The 22,115-nt window shown below is 72.7% G+C and carries 21 protein-coding genes; 11 read left to right on the forward strand and 10 right to left on the reverse strand.

Going from position 1 to position 22,115, the window contains the following annotated elements; genetic code table 11:
- Positions 1 to 72: 72 nt before the first annotated feature.
- Positions 73 to 1,215, reverse strand: coding sequence for a lipase family protein (locus ACGFIM_RS10175; protein WP_393197603.1), 1,143 nt, complete (start codon positions 1,213 to 1,215; stop codon positions 73 to 75).
- Positions 1,216 to 1,387: 172 nt separating this feature from the next.
- Here ACGFIM_RS10175 and ACGFIM_RS10180 point away from each other — a divergent pair, with 172 nt between their 5' ends.
- On the forward strand, positions 1,388 to 1,966 hold the full coding sequence (locus ACGFIM_RS10180; RefSeq protein WP_393197606.1) for a hypothetical protein: 579 nt from the start codon (positions 1,388 to 1,390) through the stop codon (positions 1,964 to 1,966).
- Positions 1,967 to 2,058: 92 nt separating this feature from the next.
- Here the strand turns inward: ACGFIM_RS10180 and ACGFIM_RS10185 are convergent, their stop codons facing one another.
- Entirely contained in the window at positions 2,059 to 3,027 is a 969-nt protein-coding gene (locus ACGFIM_RS10185; protein WP_393197609.1) for a LysR family transcriptional regulator, read from the reverse strand.
- Positions 3,028 to 3,096: 69 nt separating this feature from the next.
- Here ACGFIM_RS10185 and ACGFIM_RS10190 point away from each other — a divergent pair, with 69 nt between their 5' ends.
- Entirely contained in the window at positions 3,097 to 3,372 is a 276-nt protein-coding gene (locus ACGFIM_RS10190) for a hypothetical protein (RefSeq protein ID WP_393197612.1), read from the forward strand.
- On the opposite strand, the gene ACGFIM_RS10195 is transcribed toward ACGFIM_RS10190, so the two are convergent.
- On the reverse strand, positions 3,357 to 3,533 hold the full coding sequence (locus ACGFIM_RS10195) for a hypothetical protein (RefSeq protein ID WP_393199763.1): 177 nt from the start codon (positions 3,531 to 3,533) through the stop codon (positions 3,357 to 3,359). The genes ACGFIM_RS10190 and ACGFIM_RS10195 overlap by 16 nt on opposite strands.
- Before the next feature lie 32 nt (positions 3,534 to 3,565).
- Between ACGFIM_RS10195 and map the strand changes: the two genes are divergently transcribed.
- Positions 3,566 to 4,414 (forward strand): type I methionyl aminopeptidase, encoded by an 849-nt coding sequence (map, locus tag ACGFIM_RS10200; protein WP_393197615.1) that lies wholly within the window; start codon positions 3,566 to 3,568, stop codon positions 4,412 to 4,414.
- A gap of 205 nt (positions 4,415 to 4,619) precedes the next feature.
- Here the strand turns inward: map and ACGFIM_RS10205 are convergent, their stop codons facing one another.
- From ACGFIM_RS10205 to ACGFIM_RS10220, 4 genes are all read right to left on the reverse strand, one after another.
- Positions 4,620 to 5,012 (reverse strand): sensor histidine kinase, encoded by a 393-nt coding sequence (locus ACGFIM_RS10205; RefSeq protein ID WP_393197618.1) that lies wholly within the window; start codon positions 5,010 to 5,012, stop codon positions 4,620 to 4,622.
- A 797-nt stretch (positions 5,013 to 5,809) separates the two neighbouring features.
- Positions 5,810 to 7,789: a cytochrome c oxidase assembly protein gene (locus ACGFIM_RS10210; protein WP_393197621.1), complete on the reverse strand. Its 1,980-nt coding sequence runs from the start codon at positions 7,787 to 7,789 to the stop codon at positions 5,810 to 5,812.
- Positions 7,786 to 8,436, reverse strand: coding sequence for a copper resistance protein CopC (locus ACGFIM_RS10215; RefSeq protein ID WP_393197624.1), 651 nt, complete (start codon positions 8,434 to 8,436; stop codon positions 7,786 to 7,788). Before ACGFIM_RS10215 ends, ACGFIM_RS10210 begins: the two co-directional genes overlap by 4 nt.
- 300 nt (positions 8,437 to 8,736) lie before the next feature.
- Complete coding sequence (locus ACGFIM_RS10220; protein WP_393197627.1) at positions 8,737 to 10,062, reverse strand: tetratricopeptide repeat protein; 1,326 nt, start codon at positions 10,060 to 10,062, stop codon at positions 8,737 to 8,739.
- Positions 10,063 to 10,698: 636 nt separating this feature from the next.
- On the opposite strand from ACGFIM_RS10220, the gene ACGFIM_RS10225 reads away from it, so the two are divergent.
- Positions 10,699 to 10,839 carry a hypothetical protein gene (locus ACGFIM_RS10225; protein WP_393197630.1) on the forward strand — a complete coding sequence of 47 codons (141 nt, stop codon included), beginning with the start codon at positions 10,699 to 10,701 and terminating at the stop codon, positions 10,837 to 10,839.
- Entirely contained in the window at positions 10,836 to 11,444 is a 609-nt protein-coding gene (locus ACGFIM_RS10230) for a BTAD domain-containing putative transcriptional regulator (protein WP_393197633.1), read from the forward strand. The genes ACGFIM_RS10225 and ACGFIM_RS10230 overlap by 4 nt, the downstream gene beginning before the upstream one ends.
- Here the strand turns inward: ACGFIM_RS10230 and ACGFIM_RS10235 are convergent.
- Positions 11,326 to 12,819 carry a PucR family transcriptional regulator gene (locus ACGFIM_RS10235; protein ID WP_393197636.1) on the reverse strand — a complete coding sequence of 498 codons (1,494 nt, stop codon included), beginning with the start codon at positions 12,817 to 12,819 and terminating at the stop codon, positions 11,326 to 11,328. The genes ACGFIM_RS10230 and ACGFIM_RS10235 overlap by 119 nt on opposite strands.
- A 95-nt stretch (positions 12,820 to 12,914) precedes the next feature.
- Between ACGFIM_RS10235 and ACGFIM_RS10240 the strand changes: the two genes are divergently transcribed.
- Genes ACGFIM_RS10240 through ACGFIM_RS10250 form a run of 3 tightly spaced genes read left to right on the forward strand, consistent with a single transcriptional unit; the run spans position 12,915 to position 16,788 of the window.
- Positions 12,915 to 15,089 carry a molybdopterin cofactor-binding domain-containing protein gene (locus ACGFIM_RS10240; RefSeq protein ID WP_393197639.1) on the forward strand — a complete coding sequence of 725 codons (2,175 nt, stop codon included), beginning with the start codon at positions 12,915 to 12,917 and terminating at the stop codon, positions 15,087 to 15,089.
- 22 nt (positions 15,090 to 15,111) lie between these two features.
- A complete protein-coding gene (locus ACGFIM_RS10245; RefSeq protein ID WP_393197642.1) occupies positions 15,112 to 15,345 on the forward strand; it encodes an EF-hand domain-containing protein in 234 nt (77 codons plus the stop codon).
- A gap of 57 nt (positions 15,346 to 15,402) precedes the next feature.
- On the forward strand, positions 15,403 to 16,788 hold the full coding sequence (locus tag ACGFIM_RS10250) for an NCS2 family permease (RefSeq protein WP_393197645.1): 1,386 nt from the start codon (positions 15,403 to 15,405) through the stop codon (positions 16,786 to 16,788).
- Here ACGFIM_RS10250 and ACGFIM_RS10255 read toward each other — a convergent pair.
- Entirely contained in the window at positions 16,785 to 17,807 is a 1,023-nt protein-coding gene (locus tag ACGFIM_RS10255; protein WP_393197648.1) for an excalibur calcium-binding domain-containing protein, read from the reverse strand. The two genes, ACGFIM_RS10250 and ACGFIM_RS10255, sit on opposite strands and share 4 nt — an antisense overlap.
- A 163-nt stretch (positions 17,808 to 17,970) precedes the next feature.
- Between ACGFIM_RS10255 and ald the strand changes: the two genes are divergently transcribed.
- Entirely contained in the window at positions 17,971 to 19,086 is a 1,116-nt protein-coding gene (gene ald, locus ACGFIM_RS10260; protein WP_393197651.1) for an alanine dehydrogenase, read from the forward strand.
- A 13-nt stretch (positions 19,087 to 19,099) separates the two neighbouring features.
- Here ald and ACGFIM_RS10265 read toward each other — a convergent pair whose 3' ends face one another.
- A complete protein-coding gene (locus tag ACGFIM_RS10265) occupies positions 19,100 to 19,810 on the reverse strand; it encodes a DUF3105 domain-containing protein (RefSeq protein ID WP_393197654.1) in 711 nt (236 codons plus the stop codon).
- A gap of 133 nt (positions 19,811 to 19,943) precedes the next feature.
- Here ACGFIM_RS10265 and ACGFIM_RS10270 point away from each other — a divergent pair, with 133 nt between their 5' ends.
- Positions 19,944 to 20,570 (forward strand): DUF305 domain-containing protein, encoded by a 627-nt coding sequence (locus ACGFIM_RS10270; RefSeq protein WP_393197657.1) that lies wholly within the window; start codon positions 19,944 to 19,946, stop codon positions 20,568 to 20,570.
- Between the two features lie 4 nt (positions 20,571 to 20,574).
- The gene (locus ACGFIM_RS10275; RefSeq protein WP_393197660.1) at positions 20,575 to 22,104 is read left to right on the forward strand and encodes a phytoene desaturase family protein; all 1,530 of its coding nucleotides are present in this window, start codon (positions 20,575 to 20,577) and stop codon (positions 22,102 to 22,104) included.
- The last annotated feature ends 11 nt before the right edge of the window (positions 22,105 to 22,115 follow it).

Below are 22,115 nucleotides of genomic sequence, written 5' to 3' on the forward strand. Positions count from 1 at the left end.
ACCGATCATGTCAGGCCCCTTCCCGCCTGCCCCGGCCCCCGCAGGAGGAGGGCCGGGACGAGGGTCACGGGGTCAGCAGTTGCCGTGGGCGGGCAGGCCGAGGATGCGCAGGGCCAGCCATTCGATGGCCGGCGGCCCGCCTTCGATGGCGCCGGTCACGTGATCGGGCGCGGGCAGGGACGTCCACCGCACGTTCACGCCGGCCCGGCAGTACTCCGAGCGCAGGGTGGACCCGACCGAGAGCGGGATGATCTCGTCGCCCCGCCCGTGGTACAGGAACACCGGCACGCGCGGCGGCGTGCCGCCGAGCCGGTTCTCGGCCAGGCGGGCCTGCCACTTGGGCTGGTTCATCAGGTCGACCGGGCTGATGTCGGAGAAGCTGAGCCCGGCGAGCTTGCCGAGGTCGTTCACGCAGGCGTCGGCCGCGTCGGCGAGCAGTTCGCGGCCGCGGTCGGTGAGGTCGGCCTCCAGGTCCAGCTCGGGGTAGGCGGCGTCGAGGCCGATCCCGGCGGCCGCGGCCAGCCCGAAGTTCGGGCCGCCGTCGAGGTTGCGCGCCACGGCGGCCAGGTCGGCCGGCACCCCGCCGGCGGCGACGCCGCGCAGCCGGAGCTCAGGCGCGTACGTCGGCTGGAGCTGTGCGGCCCATCCGGCGGACGCGCCGCCCTGGGAGTAGCCCATGATGCCGACCGGCGCCTTGTCGGACAGCCCGGCGCCGGGCACGCGGGTGGCGGCTCTGATCGAGTCGAGCACGGCGTGCCCCTGCGAGATGCCCGCCATGTACGTGTGCTGCCCCGGCGTGCCGAGCCCTTCGTAGTCGGTGATCGCGACCGCGTATCCCTTCAGCAGGAACAGGCCGACCAGCGCCAGCTCGGCCTCGCGGCCCTGGCTCATGCTGACGGACGGCGCGCACTGGTCGCCGAGGCCGTGGGTGCCGACGGCGTAGCCGATGATCGGGCGGTGGCCGAGCGGGTAGCCCGCCTTGGGCACGAGCAGGGTGCCGGAGACGACGTTGGGCGTGCCGGTGGCGGAGGTGGAGGTGTAGCGCAGGTGCCAGGCGTTGACCGGGACTTCGAGCAGCTTGCCCGGCAGCAGGTAGACGGTGGTGGGCTGGGCGGAGACGACGTCTCCCGGTGCGGCGGCGCGGGCGGGCGCCGCGATGAACGACAGGATCGATAACACGATCAAGGACATGCTGACGCGTACACGTAAGGTCATGTGCCGCCCCTCTCCGTGAGGTCTGCGCTTGGGGGACGGCGCGCCGCGAGCCGATCGTTACCCGCGAGTAACTCCATGTCAAGGCCCGAAATGACGGAGATATACGTTTCGTGTAAATGCGTCACATGAGAAGCGGCCGCCCCGCGACGCACCCGTCAGGCACCATGGAGGCATGGACTCAGGATCGGTGGCCCTCCTGCGCGAACTCCTGGCCGGCACCGGCTGGCTCGAACGCACCCGCGAGCTCGGCCTGGCCCTGCGCGCCACCCGCTCGCCCGGCGGCCTGCTGGTGGTCGGCACCCCCGACGACGAGCCCTGGCACGTGACCGCCCATTTGGCCGACGAGGCCCGATACTCCGGGCTGCCCCAGCTCACACCGACCCTGCTGCGCTGGTCTCCGCCGCCCGACGCTCCGCCCCACCTGCGGGTCGGGATCGAGCGTCTGGAGCAGGCCGGGCGCGGGGAGACGCTGTTCGTGCTGTCGGAGCAGCAGGCGCCCGTGCCGCTGCTCGAGCGGGTGAACGACGCCCGCCGCACCGGGGCCACGATCCTGGCGATCGAGGGCGGCGACCGCGAGCTGGCCGGGCTGGCCCACGACGCGATCGAGGTGCCGCGTGAGGGGCCGGTGACGTTCGACGGGGCCCAGCACCTGGTGAGCGCCGCGGCCGGCGAGGCCGACCGGCGGCCAGGGCTGCGCGAGCGGCTCGCCCGCCTGCTCGACAAGGTCAGCGGCCCCCGCATGACCGACTGACCGCCCGCCTGAAGACCCTCACCATCGAAACCGGCCGCCTGACCGAGGCGGGCCGTCTCGCGGCCCCTCGCCGCCGCCTCATCGCGCGGCCCTCACGCCGGGCCGGCGGCCTCCTCCCCGGCGGCGTCGGAGATGCGGGAACGCAAGGTGGTGGCCAGCTCCTTCGTGACCTCCTCGATCGCCTCGATCACCACGGCCTGCACCGGATCGGGCTCCCCCGACCGCGTACGGCTCGCCCGGGTGACGACGTCGAGCCTGCGGGCCCCGATGCCGCGGATGTCGCTCACGCGCACCTCACCCTCCGGCACGTCGAGCAGCGCGAGCTCCGGCACGATCGCCACTCCGTACCCGGCCGCGACCAGCGCGAGCGCCGGCCCCCACTCGCCGATGACGTGCGGCTTCTGCGGCTCGATGCCGTGCAGCCCGGCCAGCCGGTCGAGCGCCTGCCCGCACGCCTGCCCGGGATCGGCCGACACCCACGGCCGCTGCAGCAGCTCCTCGACGGTGGACGGCGGATCGGGCCAGGAGGGCGGCACGACGATGCGGTACTCGTCGACGTACAGCAGCCGGGTGGTCAGCGACGGCTGCGCCAGGACGGGCAGGCCCATGTCCTGTTCGGTGATGATCAGATCGACCGACCCGAGCCGCAGCTCCTGGAGCGCCGGCGGGCCGTAGAGCTCGCGGATCGCCGGCGCGATCTTGGGATGGCGGCGGGCCAGCTCCCGCATGGCGGGCACGAGCAGGTGGCTGATCGCGGTGGGGAACGCGGCGATGCGCACAGGCCCGGCCAGGCGTTCGGTGAAGCGGGTGAGCTCGCGCTTGGCCTCGGTCAGCTCCTCCTCGACCCGCTCGGCGTAACCGGCCAGCACGCGGCCCGCCGGGGTGAGCGAGACGCTGCGCTGGGAGCGGTCGATGAGCGGCAGGCCGACCTCGCGTTCGAGCTGGGCGAGCTGCTGGGAGACGGCGGAGGAGGTGAGGTGCAGGGCCTGGGCGGCGCGCAGTACGCCGCCGCGCCTCGCGACCTCGCGGAGCACGCGTAAGCGCCGAGGGTCGATCTCCACACGGTCAGCCTAAGCCCGGGCGCCTCGGGTGATTGTGCCGCGAGGCCGCGAATCCGGAGAATGTCCCCCATGGATCTCCTGCTCGACGCCCTCGGCTGGCTCGGCGCCGCCCTGCTGCTGGCGGGCTACGCCCTCGTCTCGTCGTCCCGCCTGTCGGGCGACGGGGTGGCGTACCAGCTCATCAACCTCGCCGGTTCCGTCGGGCTGATGATCAACAGCGCTTATTACGCCGCCTGGCCCTCGGCGGCGCTCAACCTGATCTGGGCCGCCATCGGCGTCACCGCCCTGTTCAAGCTCGCCAGGGCGGCGCTGCCGAAGACGGCAGGACGTCAGTCGTCGTCCTGATCGGCCTCGTCCCACGCCTTGTTGCGCTCGGCGGCGCGCTGCAACGCACCCGCCGCCTCCTCCTCCGACGCGTACGGACCCATACGGTCCTTATTGGGGCAACCCTGGTCGGGCTCGACCCGCATGTGCTTGAGACAGAACCACCACTGGCCTTCGCTCACGGGGTCAATTCTGCCCCGTAGACTCGTGTTTCATGACGACACTGCTCCAGCCAGGGCGAGTTTCGCCCATGCGGAAGGTCCCCGCCCACATCGAGCGGCCGGAGTACGTCGGCAAAAAGCGCCCCAAGACCGGCGAGCCCGACGTGAAGACCCCCGAGATCATCGAGCGGATGCGGGTGGCGGGCAGGATCGCCGCCCAGGCTCTCGAGGAGGTCGGCAAGCACGTCCGGCCGGGCGTCACCACCGACGAGCTCGACAGGATCGGCCACGAGTTCCTCCTCGACCACGGCGCCTACCCCAGCACGCTGGGCTACCGGGGCTTCCCCAAGTCGCTGTGCACCTCGATCAACGAGGTGATCTGCCACGGCATCCCCGACGACACCGTGCTGCAGGACGGCGACATCATCAACATCGACATCACCGCCTACATCGGCGGCGTCCACGGCGACACCGACGCGACGTTCCTGGTGGGCAACGTCGACGAGGAGTCACGGCTGCTGGTCGAGCGCACCCGCGAGGCGATGATGCGGGCCATCAAGGCCGTCGCGCCCGGCCGCCAGCTCAACGTCATCGGGCGCGTCATCGAGGCGTACGCCAAGCGCTTCGGTTACGGCGTCGTACGCGACTTCACCGGCCACGGCATCGGCACCACCTTCCACTCCGGCCTCATGGTGCCCCACTACGACGACCCCAGCCTCAAGGTCGAGATGGTGCCGGGCATGACGTTCACCATCGAGCCGATGCTGACGCTCGGCACGATCGAGTACGAGATCTGGCCCGACAAGTGGACGGCGGTGACGAAGGACCGCAAGCGCACGGCCCAGTTCGAGCACACGATCGTGGTCACCGAGACCGGCAGCGAGATCCTCACCCTGCCCTGACCCGCCCCGGTCGCGGGGGCGGGCCGCGGGGCGCGTCACCGGGGGCCGGCCGCGCCACGGCCGGCGGCCCCACCCACGCTACGGCCGGCGGACCACCCGCACTGCGGCCGGTGAAGCACTGCGGCCGGTGAAGCCACCCGTGCTGCGGCCGGTGCGGTCAGCCGCGCTGCGGCCCGTGAAGCCACCCGTGCTGCGGCCAGTGCGGTCAGCCGCGCTGCGGCGGCACCACCCCGGACACCGTGGTCCCCTCACCGAGCACGCTGTTGACCGACAGGCTCCCCCCGGCCTCGGCGAACGCCGCCCGCATGCGGGCGATGCCGCGCCCCGGCGCCGACGGGTCGAAGCCCTGGCCGTCGTCGCTGATCGTCAGGCGCAGCCCGCTCTTGCCCACCGTCACGGCGATGGACACGGTCCTCGCCCTGCTGTGCCGCTCGACGTTGGACAGTGCCTCCCGCAAGGTGGTCATGACGCCGTTCGACACGCGCGACGGCACGTCCGTGGCCGGCAGTGCCCAGGTCTCGACCCTGATCCCGGTGCGCTCCGACCAGTCGGCCAGGCAGCTTTCCAGCGCCTCCGCCAGGCTCTGCCCCCCGCGCATCCGTGTCTCTTCCGACAATGTGGTCATCGCCTTTCTTGGCACCCGGGCCGTACGCCGGTCCCCACTCCGGCGCTCCCGTCGACGCGGCGCGCATCCCCCTCAAGACCACGCACGCTGCCGCTCGGGGTTATACCCGTCTCCCCTGGGAGAAAGGCTACCCGCCGGTCCACGGGCATGTAGTGGGAAGGAAGAAGCCCATGGCCGAACGGCTACGCGCCCAGGCCCCACCCACCCCTTCGCCCCCACCCGACCAGCACGCACAGGACCGGACCGCCCCCGCCAGGCCGATCGACACGCACAGGACCGGACCGCCCCCGCCAGGCCGATCGACACGCACAGGACCGGACCGCCCTCCGCCCAGGCCCGAACGGCCACACGGCCGGAGCCGGCGGTGCCCCCTCCGCCCGCGCCCGCACCGCCCACGCGGCCGAACGGGACGCGCCCACGCCGCCGTGCGCTCCACAGGGTGCGCCACCCCGCCATGTGGCTCAACAGAGCGTGCGTGCCCCGCCGCCCGGCCGAGCGGGGCGCGCCTCCCCCGCCGTGCCCTCCACAGGGTGCGCCACCCCGCCATGTGGCTCAACAGAGCGTGCGTGCCCCGCCGCCCGGCCGAGCGGGCCGCGCCTCCCCCGCCGTGCCCTCCACAGGGTGCGCCACCCCGCCGTGCGGCTCAACGGCGCGTGCCCGCACCCGCAGTGTGGCCGAACGGGACGTGCCCACCCCGACGGGCGGCCCAACGGCGCGTGCCCGCACACACCCTTGAGCCGCGCGATGCGCCCAGGCGCGGCCGGTGGCGGCTACTCGCTCTTGTCCGCGCGGTTGAGGCGGGCGAGGTAGGCGTTGTAAGCGTCGAGCTCGGCGTCGCCCGTGCCGCCGGCACGGTCGGCCTTGCGGTCGGCGCGGCGGGCCTGCCGGTCGTCGTTCTGGTACCACTGCACGGCGATGGCCAGCAGCACGATGAGCGTCGGGATCTCGCCGAACCCCCACGCGATGGCGCCGCCGTCGCGCTGCGTCTGCAGCAGGGTGTCGCCCCAGGTGCGGCCGAGCTGCTCGTACCAGCCGGAGGCGATGACGGTGCCCATCATCATCAGCGCGATGCCGAAGAAGGCGTGGAACGGCATGGTGACGAACAGCATGAGCAGCCGCCCGACGTGCGGGAGGCGGCTGGGACCGGGATCGACGCCGATGATCACCCAGAAGAACAGCGTGCCGCTGAGCAGGAAGTGCAGGGTCATCCAGATGTGGCCGAGGTGCTCGTTCATCGCCGACTCGAACAGCGGCGTGAAGTAGAGCGCGTACGTGGACGCGACGAAGATCGCGGTGGCGACCACGGGATGCGAGATGACCTTGGTGAACCGGCTGTGCAGGATCGTGGTGATCCACTCGCGCGGCCCCCTGTCGCCCCTCCTGGCGGCGGGCTTGAGCGCGCGCAGGGCCAGGGTGACGGGCCCGCCGAGGACCAGGAAGATCGGCACCACCATGGACAGCGTCATGTGCTCGATCATGTGCATGTCGAACATGACCTTGGCGTAGCGGGCCAGCCCGCTCTGGGTGCAGAACACCAGCACCGCCACGCCGATGTACCAGGAGGCGGTGCGCCCCCACGACCAGCTGTCGCCGCGCCTGCGCAGGCGGGCCACGCCGGCACCGTACAGACCGGCCAGCACCGCCGCCACGACGGCGAAGAACAGGTCGAACCACCACAGCGTGAACACGTTGCCCACCGTCAGCTCGGGCGGCATGGGGAAGCCGAGCAGCTCGTAGGCGCGGTCGGCCGGGATGCTGAAGTCGGGCGGCGGCGTGCGCGAGAGGGCCACGGCCACGCCGATGGTGGCGAACATGAGCACGGTCTCGCCGCCGGCCAGCCGGGTGAACGCCCGCGGCTTGTCCGCCTTGAGGTCGGCGAGCGTGCGCTGCCGGTGCCAGTAGCCGACGTAGCCCAGCAGCACGAAGGCCACGACCTTGGCGAGGGCGAGCAGGCCGTACTCGGTGGTCCACAGGTCGGAGACCGCGCCGAGGCGGGCGACCAGCGCGAAGACGCCGGACAGTCCCACTCCGATGTAGCAGAACAGCGCGAGCCGGGAGAAGCGCTCCGCCGCGATCTCCAGCTGCGGCTGCTTGCGCAGCGCGTGGAGGGCCAGCACGCCGAGCCCGCCGACCCACAGGGCGAGCGAGAGCAGGTGCAGCGCGACCGACGAGGTGGCCAGGTCGTGGTTGGGCGAGGAGGAGGTGTGGCCGGTGAGCGGCACGGGCAGCATCGTCACCAGCGCGAACACCAGCAGGCCCGCCGCCGCCCCCGCGGTGATGGCGCCGCGCGAGAACAGCGCGATAGCCACCCCGAACAGCACCACGAGCGTCAGCGCGACGCCCTGCGTGGTCTGGGTGGCGTAGCTGGTGAGGATCGTCCGGTCGAGGATCTGCGGGATGGTGCGGCCGATGGTCTCGGCGGCGCCGAACAGGATCGAGGCGAACGCGGCTCCCGCCCAGACCAGCGCCGCCCACGAGCTCGCCTTGACGTAGTCGGTGGCGCTCTTGCCGAGCACGCCCTTGTCGTTGGGCAGCAGCAGGGCGGCCATGAGCAGCAGGCCGACGGTGACGACGCCGGAGGCGTCCATGAGCAGCTTCGACACCGGCAGGCCCCAGCGGACGAACGCGCCGGAGTCGGGCAGGCCGGGGATGATCCTGGGGAACGCCCTGCCGCCCGCGATCATGCCGATGACCAGGGCCGCGACGGCGGCGGCCGCGGTCACGATGGCGAGGCGCGCCGTCCGGGTCATGGCTGCTTCTTCCTCGCGCTGATGAGGAAGCCGATGCCGATGCCGATGAGCGCGCCGATGACGACGATCAGCCAGACGGGGAATGTGACGTCCTGCTGGGCGTCCTGCTCGGCGGCCGCGTTGCCGGCCTCGATGGAGGCGCCGGGCTGTGCGGCCGCGGTCTCGGCGGGTGCGGCCGTCTCAGAACCCGCCGTCTCAGAACCCGCCGTCTCAGAGCCCGCCGTCTCGGAAGCGCTCGCGGACGGCTCGGCGCTGGGCGACGCCTCCGCGCCGGCCTTCTCCGCGCCCTTCACCCGGAACGGGATCTCCCCCTCGATGGGGTGCCCGTCGGACGACACGACCCGGTAGGCGATCGTGTACTCGCCGTCGGGCAGCGGCCCCTTGACCGCCTGGGTCACCACGGCGCCGTCGGTCTCGGGCTCGCCGCTGTGATGCTCGGCGTCTCCGTCGCCGCGGACGAGGACGAAGGGCATGCGCACCTTGCTGCTGAACTCCAGCCTGACCTCGTCGAGGGACTCCACCTCGGCGCCCTTGGCCGGGTTGCTGCTCTTGAGCGTGTCGTGCGCCAGCGCGGGAGCGGCGGTGCCGAACACGAACAGGGCGGCGGCGAGAATCGCGGTGAGGGCCGCGAGCGGGGATCTGTTCATGGCAACCCCCAGGCTACCGACGCCCCCGGCCGGTCCGGACCTCACTCCTCCAACGTACGTCTACAATTCCGTCCCTTTGCCCCACATTCGGGCGGTCCGCTTTCCGGCCCCGCCGCCGCACTCCGGACACGCCTGACGGGCCAGGACGCGGGAACGGCCGCACTCCGGGCAGGCGGAGTCCGGGGCGGAACAGGGGCGCGAGCGGACCGGTGGCGCAACGGGACGGAGCCCAGGGGCGGGCCCGGGGGTGAGAACGGGCGTGGCCGGGCGTGCTCACCCGGCCACGGCGTCAGGCGGCGGTCACAGGCCCGCGCAGGCGAGCGCGCGCTGGTAGGCCTCGACCGCGCGATCGGTGTCGCCGAGCTGCTCCATGGTCTCGGCCGTGGCGTACCAGTGGGAGGCCGAACGGCGGGAGTCGGGCAGCGGCCGCAGCCACCTCTCGACGGCGGCGGCGTGCTCGCGGGCCTCATCGACCTGGCCGGCGGCGCCGTAGATGCGGCCGAGCAGCAGGTTGGCCTCGGCACCGCTCACGTGGCCGTACCGGGGCAGCAGGTCGCGGCACTTCGCGGCGTGCTCGGCGGCCTCGTCGAGGTCGCCGCTCATGTATTCGGCGCAGGCCAGCTCCAGGTAGAGGATGGCCTGGTCGATGGTGCTGGTGGAGGTCTGCTCGAACTCGCGGATCGCCGCGTGCAGCACGGTGCGGACGGTCGCCGGGTCCTGGGCGCCGGTCCTGAGCTTGGTACGGGCGGCCTGCACGCGCATCCGCGCGGTGTTACGCGGCTGCCCGTGCTCCAGCTGCACCGCCAGGGCCCGCTCGATGAACGCCACCGCCTCGTCGTAGTGACCGGCGGCGCGGGCCACGATGGAGGCGTTCCAGTTGGCCGCCACGATCGCCCGGGGGGTGCCGAGCGCGTCGGCGGCGTTGAGCAGCTCGGCCGCGAACTGCCGGGCGCGCAGCATGTCGCCGCGCTCGTAGTAGGCCATCAGCAGGGTCGCGCCGAGCTCGACCCGCAGGTCGGTCCAGGGCTCGCGGGTGTCGCCGATCAGCAGCCGCTCGCCCACCTCGACCGCCTCGTGCAGCCGCTCGCTCTCGCGGTAGGCCCGGCACAGCGCGATGGCCACCTCCAGGCCGCGCTCCTGCGGCAGCTCCTCCTCACGCAGGCGCAGCATGAGGGAGATCGCCTCGTCGAGATCGCCGGCCGCCTCCGTGGCGAGTGCAAGGCCGAACTCCGCTTCTTGACGAAGCGATGTCAAGCCTGACAAGTTACTGTTCTCCAGGAGTTCCGCGAAACGCGTGCGGGCCTCGGTGACCTCACCGTTTTCGAGTGCCAGCCGCGCGTAGCCGAGAGCCAGCTCGATGTCCTCCATCTGCTCGGCGGTGACCCCGTTGATCAGGTAGGACAGCGAGCAGTCCAGCTTTGCGGCCAGCAACTCCAAGACCGCAGGAGTGGGAGTGCGCTTGCCGCTTTCGATCAGCGAGACGTAACTATCCGACAACTCGGGGTGTGCCAGCTGTGCCTGCGAGAGGCCGCGCTGCCGGCGAACCGTTTTTATGCGGAGTCCGACTAGGTCCGATGTGGTCACAGCTGCCGCTCCCTGAGATGATGAAGTCCGAGCAACCCACATAGGCGAGGGAGAACCCCCATGCGTAAGCGCATTGCCCTGTCAGTCCTGGCCGTCGCGATCAGCACCGCGGTAGCCCTTGCAGGTAATGTTACGGCCGCGAATGCCTCGTCGTCTCCCCTCTCGAGCGCGTACACCGACCTCGGGTGCTGCTGAGCGACGACCGCCGCTAGCCCGGTTGGCCGTCCCCGGCCTCGGCCGAGGACGTCATCCGGAACACACGCTCGGGCGGCGCACCGCTCCGGGCCGGCACCGCACTCGCCGCGCCCGCCGTGGTGCGCGCACGCTCGTCCGCACCGGTGGAGGGACGACGGGGTCCCGCCACCGCAGGCCGCGCGTCGTCGCCTGAGTCATTGATCAAGGGCCCACGTGACCCAAGAACACCAGGCCGAGCCGGGTGACAAGCCACCGGCCGCCTCTACATTCCAGCTACACGCTCACGTGGGCCCTCCCCCTTTTCAGGGATCGCGATCAAGCTCCGTACGTGCGTCCCGCCGATCACCGACCCTCCTTAGCGTCCGGCCTGGTCATCGGTCTCCTGGGCCCGGTGGCGGGAACGCGGAACGGCAGAGCGCTCGATCGGGCCCGCCGCTCCAGCAGGCCGTCGCCGCGCTGCCGGCGGCGCGGCCGGGCAGGGTGGTGACCCTGCCGCGGCTCATCGAAGGCCTCTGGGGCGAGGCCGCTCCCCACAGCGCCCAGCAGAGCGTCTGCACCTACGTCGCCGGGCTGCGCCGCGCCTTCGAGCCCGGCCGCGGCAGGCGGCGACCGCCCGTACGGTGATCAAGGCCCCGGGCGGCCACCTCCTACGGCGCGATCCGCTCGGGATCGACGCGCACCTCTTCTCCGCCCGGCTCGAGTCCGCGTCGAAGGCGCGTACGGCCGGCGATCTGTCCGATGCGTTGCGTGCCCTCGACGAGGCGCTCGGCCGCCCCGAGGACGCCCTCGCCCCGCCGCGCGAGCCGGCCCGCCGCCATCCGCTGTGCGAACGCCCCCGCGAGCTGCTCATGCTCGCCCTGCACGCGTGCGGGCGGCAGGCCGAGGCGCTGCGGGTCTTCGAGGAGGCACGGCGCGTGCCGACCGCGTACGCGGGCGCCGAGCGGGTGGCCGCCGACCTGGCGCGGACCGGCCGGCCGGTCCGCCTGTGCGACGGGTTCCCCCTCGCGCTGCGCATCGCGGGTGCGCGGCCGGCCGCCGCGTTCCAGGCCATGGAGCACGACGACGGCGTGGCCCGGGCGGGGGCGGCGATCGGCCCGGCGGCCGGATGTGTCACGGCGGCGGGGCGGTGTCCCGCAGGGCGAGGAAGAAGTCCACGCGGTCGGCCATCGTGGACAGGTCGCGGCCGGTCAGCTCCTCGATCCGCCGCACGCGGTAGCGCACGGTGTTGACGTGCACGTGGAGCTGCTCGGCGCAGGAGTGCCAGGAGCCGGCCCGGTCGAGGAAGACGCCGAGCGTGCGCACCAGGTCGGACTGGTGCCTGCGGTCGTAGTCGAGCAGCGGCGACAGCAGCCGCCGGGAGAAGGAGCGGCGCACGTCGGACGGCACGGTGGCGAGCAACAGCGCGTGGGTGTAGATCTCGTCGCTGGTGACGACGCCGCCGTCGCGGTCCTCGGCCAGGCGGCGGGCGTGCCCGGCCTCCTCGACGCCGCCCCTGACGGCGGCGGCTCCGGTGAGCGCGCCGCTGAGCCCGACGCACAGGCGGGTGCCGGGCAGCGCGGACAGCACCTCGGCGCCGGCGCGCAGCCGGGCGGCCAGCTCGCCCGCGCCGCCGTCGCGCAGCGGCACGACGGCCACCGCGCCGTCGGCGCCCGCGGCGGCCACGACCTCGCGGCCGAGCAGGTTCTCCACGATCCGGCCGCCGAGGGTGGCGGGGTCGGGGCCGCGGGTGGCGCCCGGCCTGACGGCGACGGCGTTGACCACCGCGTACGGCTCGTCCGCGCCGATCCCGCAGGTGCGCAGCCTGGCGTTGAGCTCGGCGGGGTCGGCGCCGGCCAGCGCGGCGACGATGAGCTGCTCGGCGAGGCGGCGTTCGACGCGGCGGCCCTCCTCGACGCGGCTGCGTTCGAGTCCCACGCAGGCGGCCAGCTCGTAGCCGACGTCGGCCCGGTCGAGCAGGTCGCCGTGGCAGGCCAGCGCCCAGCCGGCGGCCCGGTGCCCGCGCCCGACGGCGAAGATCGTGTGCCCGCCGGCGACCACGGGCAGGCTGGGCGCGGTCAGGTACGCCTTGGCCAGGCCCACCGGGTCGTCGGCCGCGCCCACCAGGATCTCGCCCGACGGCGTCAGCACGGCGCCGGTGACGCCCAGCTCGGCGGCGGTCAGCTCGAACAGCTCGGCCAGCCCTGCGCCCTCGGCGAGCGCGGCGACGAGCCTGCGGTGGCGGCCGAGCGCGTCGCGCGCGTCGCCGGCCATGCGGGAGGTGACCAGCTCGGCGAGCGTGCGGAAGGAGACCTCCGTCGGGACCTCGACGAGCGGCAGCCCGGCCTGCTCGCAGGCGGAGACCAGGTCGCCGGGCACGTGGCCGAGCAGCGCCTGCCCGGCGCCGAGCGCGGCGACGCCCGACTCGGCCAGCGCCGCCACGAACCTGCCGGAGTCGCCGGGCTCGTGCCACCAGGTCAGCCCGGTCAGCACCAGCTCGCCTCCGGCCAGGTAGCGGCCGGGCTCGGGGAGGTCGGTGATGTGCACGCCGGCGAACTCGCGGGCGGGGTCGCCGGTGAGCAGGGTCAGGCGCAGGTCCTCGATGGCCAGCAGGTCGGAGAGGCGCACCTGTAGGAATGTACAAGGCGGGCAGGACAACCGCTGACCGACATTTCACGTCGTGCGTATAGGACGATCGGGGCGGCCGGTGCTCTACTCGGAGAATGACGCGAACGGCTGACGAGACGGCTGCCGCGATCCTGCACGGGATCGGCGAGAGCGCGCGGCGGCCCGACGCCACGCTGAAGGTGACCGGCGAGTTCGCCTACGCCTCCGATCTGTGGCTCGAGGGCATGGTGTGGGGCGCGACGCTGCGCAGCCCGCACCCGTCGGCGTGGATCCGCTCCATCGACGTGGGCCCGGCGCTGCGGATCCCCGGCGTGCGCGCGGTGCTGACGCACGAGGACGTGCCCGGCGAGAAGTACTTCGGTCTCGAGCACAAGGACCAGCCGGTGCTGGCCGTCGACGAGGTGCGCTATCAGGGCGAGCCGGTGGCGCTGGTGGCGGCCGACCATCCGGAGACGGCGCGCAGGGCGGCCGAGGCGATCGAGGTCGTCTACGAGCCCCGCCCCGCGGTGACCGATCCGCGCGAGTCGCGGCGGTTCGTGCGCCACCAGCCGGTACGCCGGGGCGACACCTTCGAGGCGGAGGTCGTGGTCCGCGGCGAGTACGAGGTCGGCATGCAGGACCAGGCGTTCCTGGGGCCTGAGGCGGGCCTCGCGGTGCCGGCCGAGGACGGCGGCGTCGATCTCTACATCGCCACCCAGTGGCTGCACGTGGACCGCGACCAGATCGCGCCCTGCCTGGGCCTGCCGCCGGAGAAGGTGCGGCTGACGCTGGCGGGCGTCGGCGGCGCGTTCGGCGCGCGCGAGGACCTGTCGATGCAGATCCACGCCTGCATGCTGGCCCTGCGGCTGGGCCGCCCGGTCAAGATCTCCTACGGCCGCGAGGAGTCGTTCTTCGGTCACGTGCACCGGCATCCGGCGCGGATGCGCTACGAGCACGGCGCCACCCGCGACGGCCGCCTCGTCTACGTCAAGGCGGACATCCTGCTGGACGGCGGGGCGTACTGCTCCTCGTCGCGGGCGGTGGTGGGCAACGCGGCGTCGCTGGGCGTGGGGCCGTACGAGGTGCCGAACGTGCACATCGACGCCACCGGCGTCTACACCAACAACCCGCCGTGCGGCGCGATGCGCGGGTTCGGGGCGGTGCAGGCGTGCTACGCCTACGAGTCGCAGATGGACCGGCTGGCGGAGGCGTGCGGGCTGTCGCCGGTCGAGATCCGGGTGCGCAACGCGGTCTCGCAGGGCTCGCGGCTGGCGACGGGGCAGGTGATCGACTCGCCGGCGCCGCTTGCGGACATGCTGAAGCGGCTGGAGTCGATGCCGCTGCCGCCCGAGCGTACGGACACCGATCTGCGCTCGTTGCCCGGCGGCGTCTCGCAGACCACGCACGGCGAGTCCGTGCGGCGCGGGGTCGGCTACGGCGTGGGCATCAAGAACATTTGCTTCTCCGAGGGCTTCGACGACTACTCGACCGCGCGGGTGCGGGCCGAGCTCGTCGGCGGGGAGCCGCACGTGACCGTGCACACGGCGGCGGCCGAGGTGGGGCAGGGCCTGGTGACCGTGCAGGCGCAGATCGCGCGGACCGAGCTCGGCATCCCGGACGTCACCGTGGCCACGGCCGACACCTCGGTCGGGTCGGCGGGCTCGTCGTCGGCGTCGCGGCAGTCGTACGTGACGGGCGGCGCGGTCAGGGCCGCCTGCCGGGCGGTGCGCGAGCGGTTCAAGGGGCTGCCCGCCAGGGAGGCGCTCGAACGGTTCGGGCCGATCGAGGAGACGCGCGAGTACCGGCACCGGCCGACGTACCCGATGGACCCGGTGACCGGGCAGGGCGACTCGCACACGCAGCTCGCGCTGTGCGTGCACCGCGCGGTCGTGGACGTGGACGTCGAGCTGGGCCTGGTCAAGGTCGTCGAGCTGGCGGCGGTGCAGGACGTCGGGCGGATACTCAACCCGCAGGCGCTGGAGGGCCAGATCCACGGCGGCTCGGCGCAGGGACTCGGGCTCGCGCTGATGGAGGAGATCCAGGTACGCGACGGGCGGGTGCTGAACCCGTCGTTCACCGACTACCTCATCCCCACCATCCTCGACATGCCGCCCATGAAGCTGGAGATCCTGGAATATCCGGACCCGGCGGCCCCCTACGGCCTGCGCGGCGCCGGCGAGCCGCCCACGCTCTCCTCCACGCCCGCCATCGCCGCCGCAGTCAGAGCGGCCACGGGACGCCGGTTGACTCGTGTTCCCATCAGGCCGGAAGATATCGCCTTGTCCGTATGACGGCTCGACAAGGGGGCATCGCATGGCAAGCGCACGCGAGGCGGCCGAGGCTGAGTTCCGGCGCTTCGACACCGACGGCGACGGCCTGCTGACCGCCGACGAGATCAGGAGGGCCAACGAGGCACTGGGCGGTCAGGGGGTCTCCGACAGCGAGATCGAGGCGTTCATCGCCTCCGCGGACACCGACGGCGACGGCTCCATCAAGCTGGAGGAGTTCGTGGCGCTGGTCGGCCACGGCCGCCACGAGAAGGCATGATCACCCCCGCCGCTGGGTAGGCAACCGGCACTCCCCCGCCGACCGCGAGGGGGGACAGTGCCGGTGCTCGACAGGTTCTTCGAGCTGACCGGGCGGGGGAGCACCGTCGGCCGCGAGGTGCGTGGTGGGCTCACCACGTTCATGGCGATGGCCTACATCATCCTGCTCAACCCGATCATCCTGGCCGGCGCGACGGACGTCACCGGCGCCCGGCTGTCCATCGCGCAGCTCACCACCTCCACCGCCCTGGCCGCCGCGATCTCCACGCTGCTCATGGCGTTCGTCGGCAACGCGCCGTTCGGCCTGGCGGCCGGGCTCGGCCTCAACGCCGTGGTCGCCTACCAGGCCGCGCCGCGCATGACCTGGCCCGAGGCCATGGGCCTGGTGGTGCTCGAAGGCGTCGTCATCATCGTGCTGGCCGTCACCGGGCTGCGCACACTGATCATGAACGCGATCCCGCTGGCGCTCAAGCACGCGATCAGCGTGGGGATCGGGCTGTTCATCGCGCTCATCGGGCTCGTGGACGCGGGCTTCGTCGCGCGCGGCTCGGGCACACCGGTGCAGCTCGGCGCGACGGGCCACCTCACCGGCTGGCCGGTCGCGGTCTTCAGCTTCGGCCTGCTGCTGATGATCCTGCTGTACGTCCGCAGGGTCCCCGCCGCCATCCTCATCAGCATCGCCATCACCGCGCTGCTCGCCATCATCGTCAACGAGACGGCCACGGTCGAAGAAGGCGCGTGGGGCGTGGTCACCCCGCGCCTGCCCGAGTCGCTGATCGCCGCGCCGGACTTCGGGCTGGTCGGGCGGTTCGACCTGTTCGGCGGGTTCGCCAGTGCGGGGGCGCTGACGGCCACGGTCGTGCTGTTCACGCTGGTGCTGTCGGGCTTCTTCGACGCGATGGGCACGATCATCGGCGTCAGCGACGAGGCCGGCATGGTGGACGCCCAGGGCCGGGTGCCCAGGCTGGGCCGCATCCTCACCGTGGACGGCGTGGCCGGCGTGGTGGGCGGCGCGGTCAGCTCGTCGGCCAACACCGTCTTCGTGGAGTCCGCGGCCGGCGTCGGCGAGGGGGCGCGCACCGGTCTGGCCAGCATGGTGACGGGCGCGCTGATGGCGCTGACGCTGCTGTTCACGCCGCTCGCCGGGGTGGTGCCGGCGGCCGCGGCGGCGCCCGCGCTGGTGCTGGTGGGCGCGCTGATGATGACGCAGAGCAGGAACGTGCCCTGGGACGATCTCGACGTGGCCGTCCCGGCGTTCCTCACCATCGCGCTGATGCCGTTCACGTACTCGATCACCAACGGCGTGGGGGCCGGAGTGATCGTCTACACGCTGATCAAGGCGGCGAGGGGGCGGTTCTCGGAGATCCCGGTGCTGCTGTGGATCGTCTCGCTGGTGTTCTTCGCCTACTTCGCCATCGAGGGGCTGCAGGAGCTGTTCGCCTAGCGGATGTCGGCGCTGTTGCAGGCCACGCCGTTGCCGTCGATGTCGTCGTACCAGGCGTACTCCTCGTGGCGGCCCTTGTGGTACGGGCCGTAGCCGGCCGCCACGGCCTCCTTGCAGCTCGCGAAGCGCTTGTCGGGGACGCGGCCGCCGGTCTGCTGGGCGCCGGGCTGGGGCCGGCCCACACCCGGCTGCGTCTGACCCGGCTGCCCCGTCTGCCCCGTCTCACCGGTCTGACCCGTCTCGCCGGTCTGACCCGTCTGACCCGTCTCGCCGGTCTGACCCGTCTGGCCCGTGCCGGGAGGCGACTGCACGGTGCCCGGCTGGGTCGGCTGGTCGGTGATCGCCGGCTGGTTCTGGCCCGGCGGCTGCCCGGTGCCCGGCGGCGTCTGGCCGGGGGACGGCTGCCCGGTGGCGGTGCCGGCCTGCGTGTCGCCCAGCATGCGCGCCGCCAGCGCCTCGGCGTCCTCCTTGGCGAAGCCGGCGATGCTGATGCTGTCGCCCTCCATGGGCTGGGTGACGATGGGCGCCGCGAGCACGATCTTGGGCTGGTCGGCCTGCTCGGGCGCCAGCACGATCGCCACCTGCCGCTGGTCGAGCGCCATCTCGTCGATGAGATCCGTCAGCTTCTCCTTGTACGCCGGGGCGACCGCGATGCGGACCGAGTAGGAGCCGTCACGCTCGCGCAGCGGCTCGATGCGCTGCACCGCCGGCACGGTCACCCCGTCTTCGAGCAGGTAGCAGGTGGTCTGCTGCTCGTCGAGCACGGCCGGGTCGCCGGGGCAGGGAGCCTGCTTGGTCTCCGCGACCGGCGCGAAGTGGATCGGCACCGCGAGGTGGCGCGGCGGCGTGCCCCCTAACAGGGGCGTGTCAGGATTGCGGGTCATCAGGACGGCGACCGTGCCCAGCACGCCCGCGATGATCACGACGAGGACCAGCGAGACGATCAGCACGATGGTGGTGAGTCTGCTGGCCTTCGGCTCCCCCGGATCCGCGAGCTGCGGCTCTTCCGGCTTGTCCATCGATGATGTTCCCATCCTGACGGCCCATGTCGACGGTCGGGCTGCCGGTGAGCCTATCGAGATGAGGCCGCACCGAGGTAATCAAGCGGAAGTTCCATGCTTGACCCGGAAATGGGCACAAGAGTAGGGGCAGGATCGCACGTTTCGGCGAAAGAGTTACGCCATGAAGGTCGGAGTGCCGCGAGAGGTCAAGAACAGCGAGTATCGAGTGGCGCTGACCCCGGCGGGGGTGCACGAGCTCGTCCGCCACGGGCACCAGGTGCTGGTGGAGCGCCAGGCGGGGGTCGGATCGGCCATCCCCGACGAGCAGTACGCCGCGGCGGGCGCCGTCCTGGTGCCCGAGCCCGACGAGCTGTGGGGCGAGGCCGACCTGGTCATGAAGGTCAAGGAGCCGGAGCCCGAGGAGTACCACCGGCTGCGCAAGGGCCAGGTGCTCTTCACGTACCTGCATCTGGCCGCATCGCGCGGCTGCACGAAGGCCCTGCTGGAGTCGGGCTGCACGGCGATCGCGTACGAGACCGTGCAGACGCCCGACGGCGCGCTGCCGCTGCTCGCGCCCATGTCCGAGGTGGCGGGGCGGCTGGCCGCGCAGGTCGGCGCCTATCACCTGATGCGCTCGTCGGGCGGCAGGGGCGTGCTCATGGGCGGCGTGCCCGGCGTGCACGCGGCGAACGTCGTGGTCATCGGCGCCGGGGTGTCCGGCATGAACGCCGCCGCCGTCGCGCTCGGCATGCAGGCCGAGGTGCTGCTGCTCGACAAGAACATCGACAAGCTGCGCCAGGCCGACCTCATCTACCAGGGCCACTGCCAGACCGTGGCGTCCAACACGCTGGAGATCGAGCGCGCCGTGCTGGAGGCGGACCTCGTCATCGGCGCGGTCCTCGTGCCCGGCGCGAAGGCGCCGAAGCTGGTGAGCAACGACCTGGTCTCACGGATGAAGCCCGGCTCCGTGCTGGTGGACGTCTCGATCGACCAGGGCGGCTGCTTCGAGGACTCCCGCCCGACCACGCACGAGGAGCCCGTCTACCGGGTGCACGACTCGATCTTCTACTGCGTGGCCAACATGCCGGGGGCCGTGCCGCACACCTCGACGTTCGCGCTGACGAACGTCACGCTCCCGTACGCGCTGGCCATCGCCGACCTGGGCTGGCAGCAGGCCCTGCGCGCGGACCCGGCGCTCGCGCTCGGCCTGAACGCGCACGAGGGCCGCCTCACCAGCGAACCGGTCGCGCAGGCGCACGGGCTGGAGTGGACGGCCCTCGAGGACGTGCTCGGCTGAGACCGCTTGCGGCCTACTGCTTCGACTCGCTCGGCGACGGCTGCAGGTTCTCCATCGGGGTCTGCTGGTCGCCCGTGGGCTCGGGCGGCAGCGGAGCCTGGTCGGCGGTCGTGGTGATCGCGTCGGGTCCGCCGCAGGTCGCGCCCGGCTCAGGCGTGTCGGGGCCGTTCTGGTAGCGCTTGATGAACGCGCCCAGCTTCGGGTCCTCAGGATCGGTCAGCTTGAGCTGGTGCCCCCACGAGGACACCACGATCGGCGCGGGCAGATCCGGGTACGGGCTCATCAGCAGGTAGTCCTGCTGGCCCACCGAGGTCGCCGCCTCCCGCAGCTTCTCGACCTTGTCCTTGGGCAGATCCGGCTGGTAGGTGACCCAGACCGCGCCGTGCTCGAGCGAGTGGACCGCGTGCTCGTTGTGGATCGGCTTGTCGTAGATGTCGCACTGCTGCCAGTAGTTGTTGTGCTCGCCGCCCATCGGCGGCGTCTCCTTGTAGTCGACCTTGGTCCACACGTGCTGGCCCGCGTCGTACTTGGCGCTGACCACGGCGTCGAGTGAGGTTTCCTGCGCCCGCTTGACGAGGTAGAAGCCGACCAGGCCGACGAGCACCACGATGATGAGCCCGCCGGTGCCCCACATGAGGAGCGCCGCGCGACGCTCCTTGCGCCGCTGCTCGGCCCGCATCTTCTGCAGATGCTCGCGCCGCGCCTGCGCCTTCTCCTTCGTCATCGTTCCTCCATCGGCGTACCAACCTCGGGTCACCCTATGCCCTCCGGGCGTATGTGGAGAATACGGCCTGCATAAGCATGCGATCACGGCTTCGCACCGGGGTGGGTACGCTGGACGGGTCATGGATAAGCCCGTGAGGAAACCGTTCCTGATCGTCTGCGGTGTGCTGGTGCTCGCCGCGGCCGCGTTCCTGCTGTTCGGCCGCTCCGGCACCCCGGGCGACTCCTCGCCCGAGGCCGGGTTCGCCCGCGACATGGCCGTGCACCACGCGCAGGCCGTCGACATGGCGTTCACGATCAGGGACAAGCGCCCCGCCAAAGAGATCTCCAGCCTGGCCTTCGACATCATCAACACCCAGGCCAACCAGCGGGGCATGTTCCTCGGCTGGCTGCAGCAGTGGGGGCTGAGCCAGGCCACCGACCAGCGGCCCATGGCCTGGATGAGCGGCCACGGCCACAGCGCCGCCGCCTCCCCCGGCGTCCAGGGCCAGATGCCCGGCATGGCCACGCCTGAGGAGCTGACCAGGCTCAAGCAGGCCGAGGGGCGCGACGCCGAGGTGCTGTTCCTGCAGCTCATGATCCGCCACCACGAGGGCGGCGTGCAGATGGCGGAAGGACTGCTGCAGCTGTCCACGCGCAGCGAGGTCGTCAGCATGGCCCAGAAGATCGTCGACGGGCAGTCCGCGGAGATCAAGCTCATGACGGATCTGCTCGCCAAGCGGGGCGCCCAGCCGCTGCCGTCGATACTCAAGCCTCAATAGACCGATGAGCGCCGACGCGGTCGTCGTGGGATCGGGGCCCAACGGGCTGGTGGCCGCCGTCCTGCTGGCGCGCGCCGGGCTGCGGGTGACGCTGCTGGAGGCGGCCGGCCGCTTCGGCGGCGGGCTGGGCTCGGCCGAGCTGACCCTGCCGGGGCGCGTCCACGACATCGGCGCGACCGTGATGGCGATGGCGCTGGCCTCGCCGGCGTTCCGCACGCTGGGGCTCAAGGGAGTCGAGTTCGCCCATCCCCCGGTGCCCGCCGCCCATCCCCTCGACGACCGGCCCGCCGTGCTGGTGCACCGCGACGTGCGGCGTACGGCGCGCGGGCTCGGGCGTGACGGTCCCGCCTGGCTGGCGAGCGCGGGCATGGTGGCGCGCGGCGGGCTTCCGCTGGCCGAGCTGCTGCTGAAGCCTCTGGGGCCGTGGCGGATCGCCCCGCTGCCGGGACGCGGCTCGGGGCGGACGGCACCGGTCGAGTCCGTCTTCGGTACGGCGCCGGCCGGCGAGGCGGCATGCGGGGCGGCGTCCGGGGACGTCCTGGCGATGGGGGCGCTGCCGGTGTCCGCGTTCGTGCGGGCGGCCGCGTTCGGGGCGATGGCGGCGCTGCCCGCCACGACGTTCGCGCGCACGGCCTTCCGCACGGTGCAGGCGCGGGCGCTGCTTGCGGGCATGGCCGCGCACTCGATGCTGGACCTGCGCTCCCCGCTCACGGCGGGCTACGGGCTCATGCTCGCCTCGCTGGCCCACCTGGTGGGCTGGCCGCTGGTGCGCGGCGGCTCCCAGGTGCTGGCCGACGCCCTGGTGTCCGAGCTGCGGGCGCTCGGCGGCGAGGCGGTGACCGGCCACCGGGTACGCCGGCTGGCCGAGGTGCGCGCGCCCGTCGTCGTGCTCGACGTGACGCCCCGCCAGTTCCTCGCCATGGCCGGCGACCTGCTGCCCGCCCGCTACCGGCGGCGGCTCGCCCGCTACCGCCACGGGCCCGGCGCGTTCAAGATGGACTGGGCGCTCGACGGGCCGGTGCCGTGGCGCGATCCGGCCGTCGCGGGCGCGGGCACCGTCCACCTCGGCGGCACGCTGGAGGAGATCGCGCTGAGCGAGGCGGAGACGGCCGCGGGGCGGCACTCGCCCCGCCCGTACGTGCTGCTCGTCCAGCCGTACGCGGCCGACCCGGCGCGCGGCGGCCACACGCTGTGGGCCTACTGCCACGTCCCCCACGGTTCCTCCGTGGACATGAGCGACGCCATCGAGACGCAGATCGAGCGGTACGCGCCGGGCTTCCGCGACCGGGTGCTGGCCCGCCACGCGATGGGACCCGCCGAGCTGGAGGCGGCCGACGCGAACCTGGTGGGCGGCGACATCTCGGGCGGGCTGGCGAGCCTCGGGCAGTTCCTGCGGCGGCCGGTCTGGTCGCCCGCGCCGTGGCGGACACCGCTACCCGGGGTGTTCCTGTGCTCGTCGGCGACGCCGCCGGGGCCCGGGGTGCACGGAATGGGCGGCTGGCAGGCCGCCCGCCTCGCCCTGCGCCGCCGCTGACCCTTGCCGCC

Origin of the sequence: Nonomuraea sp. NPDC049309 (genome assembly GCF_043196965.1) — a bacterium.
Lineage (GTDB): Bacteria > Actinomycetota > Actinomycetes > Streptosporangiales > Streptosporangiaceae > Nonomuraea > Nonomuraea fastidiosa.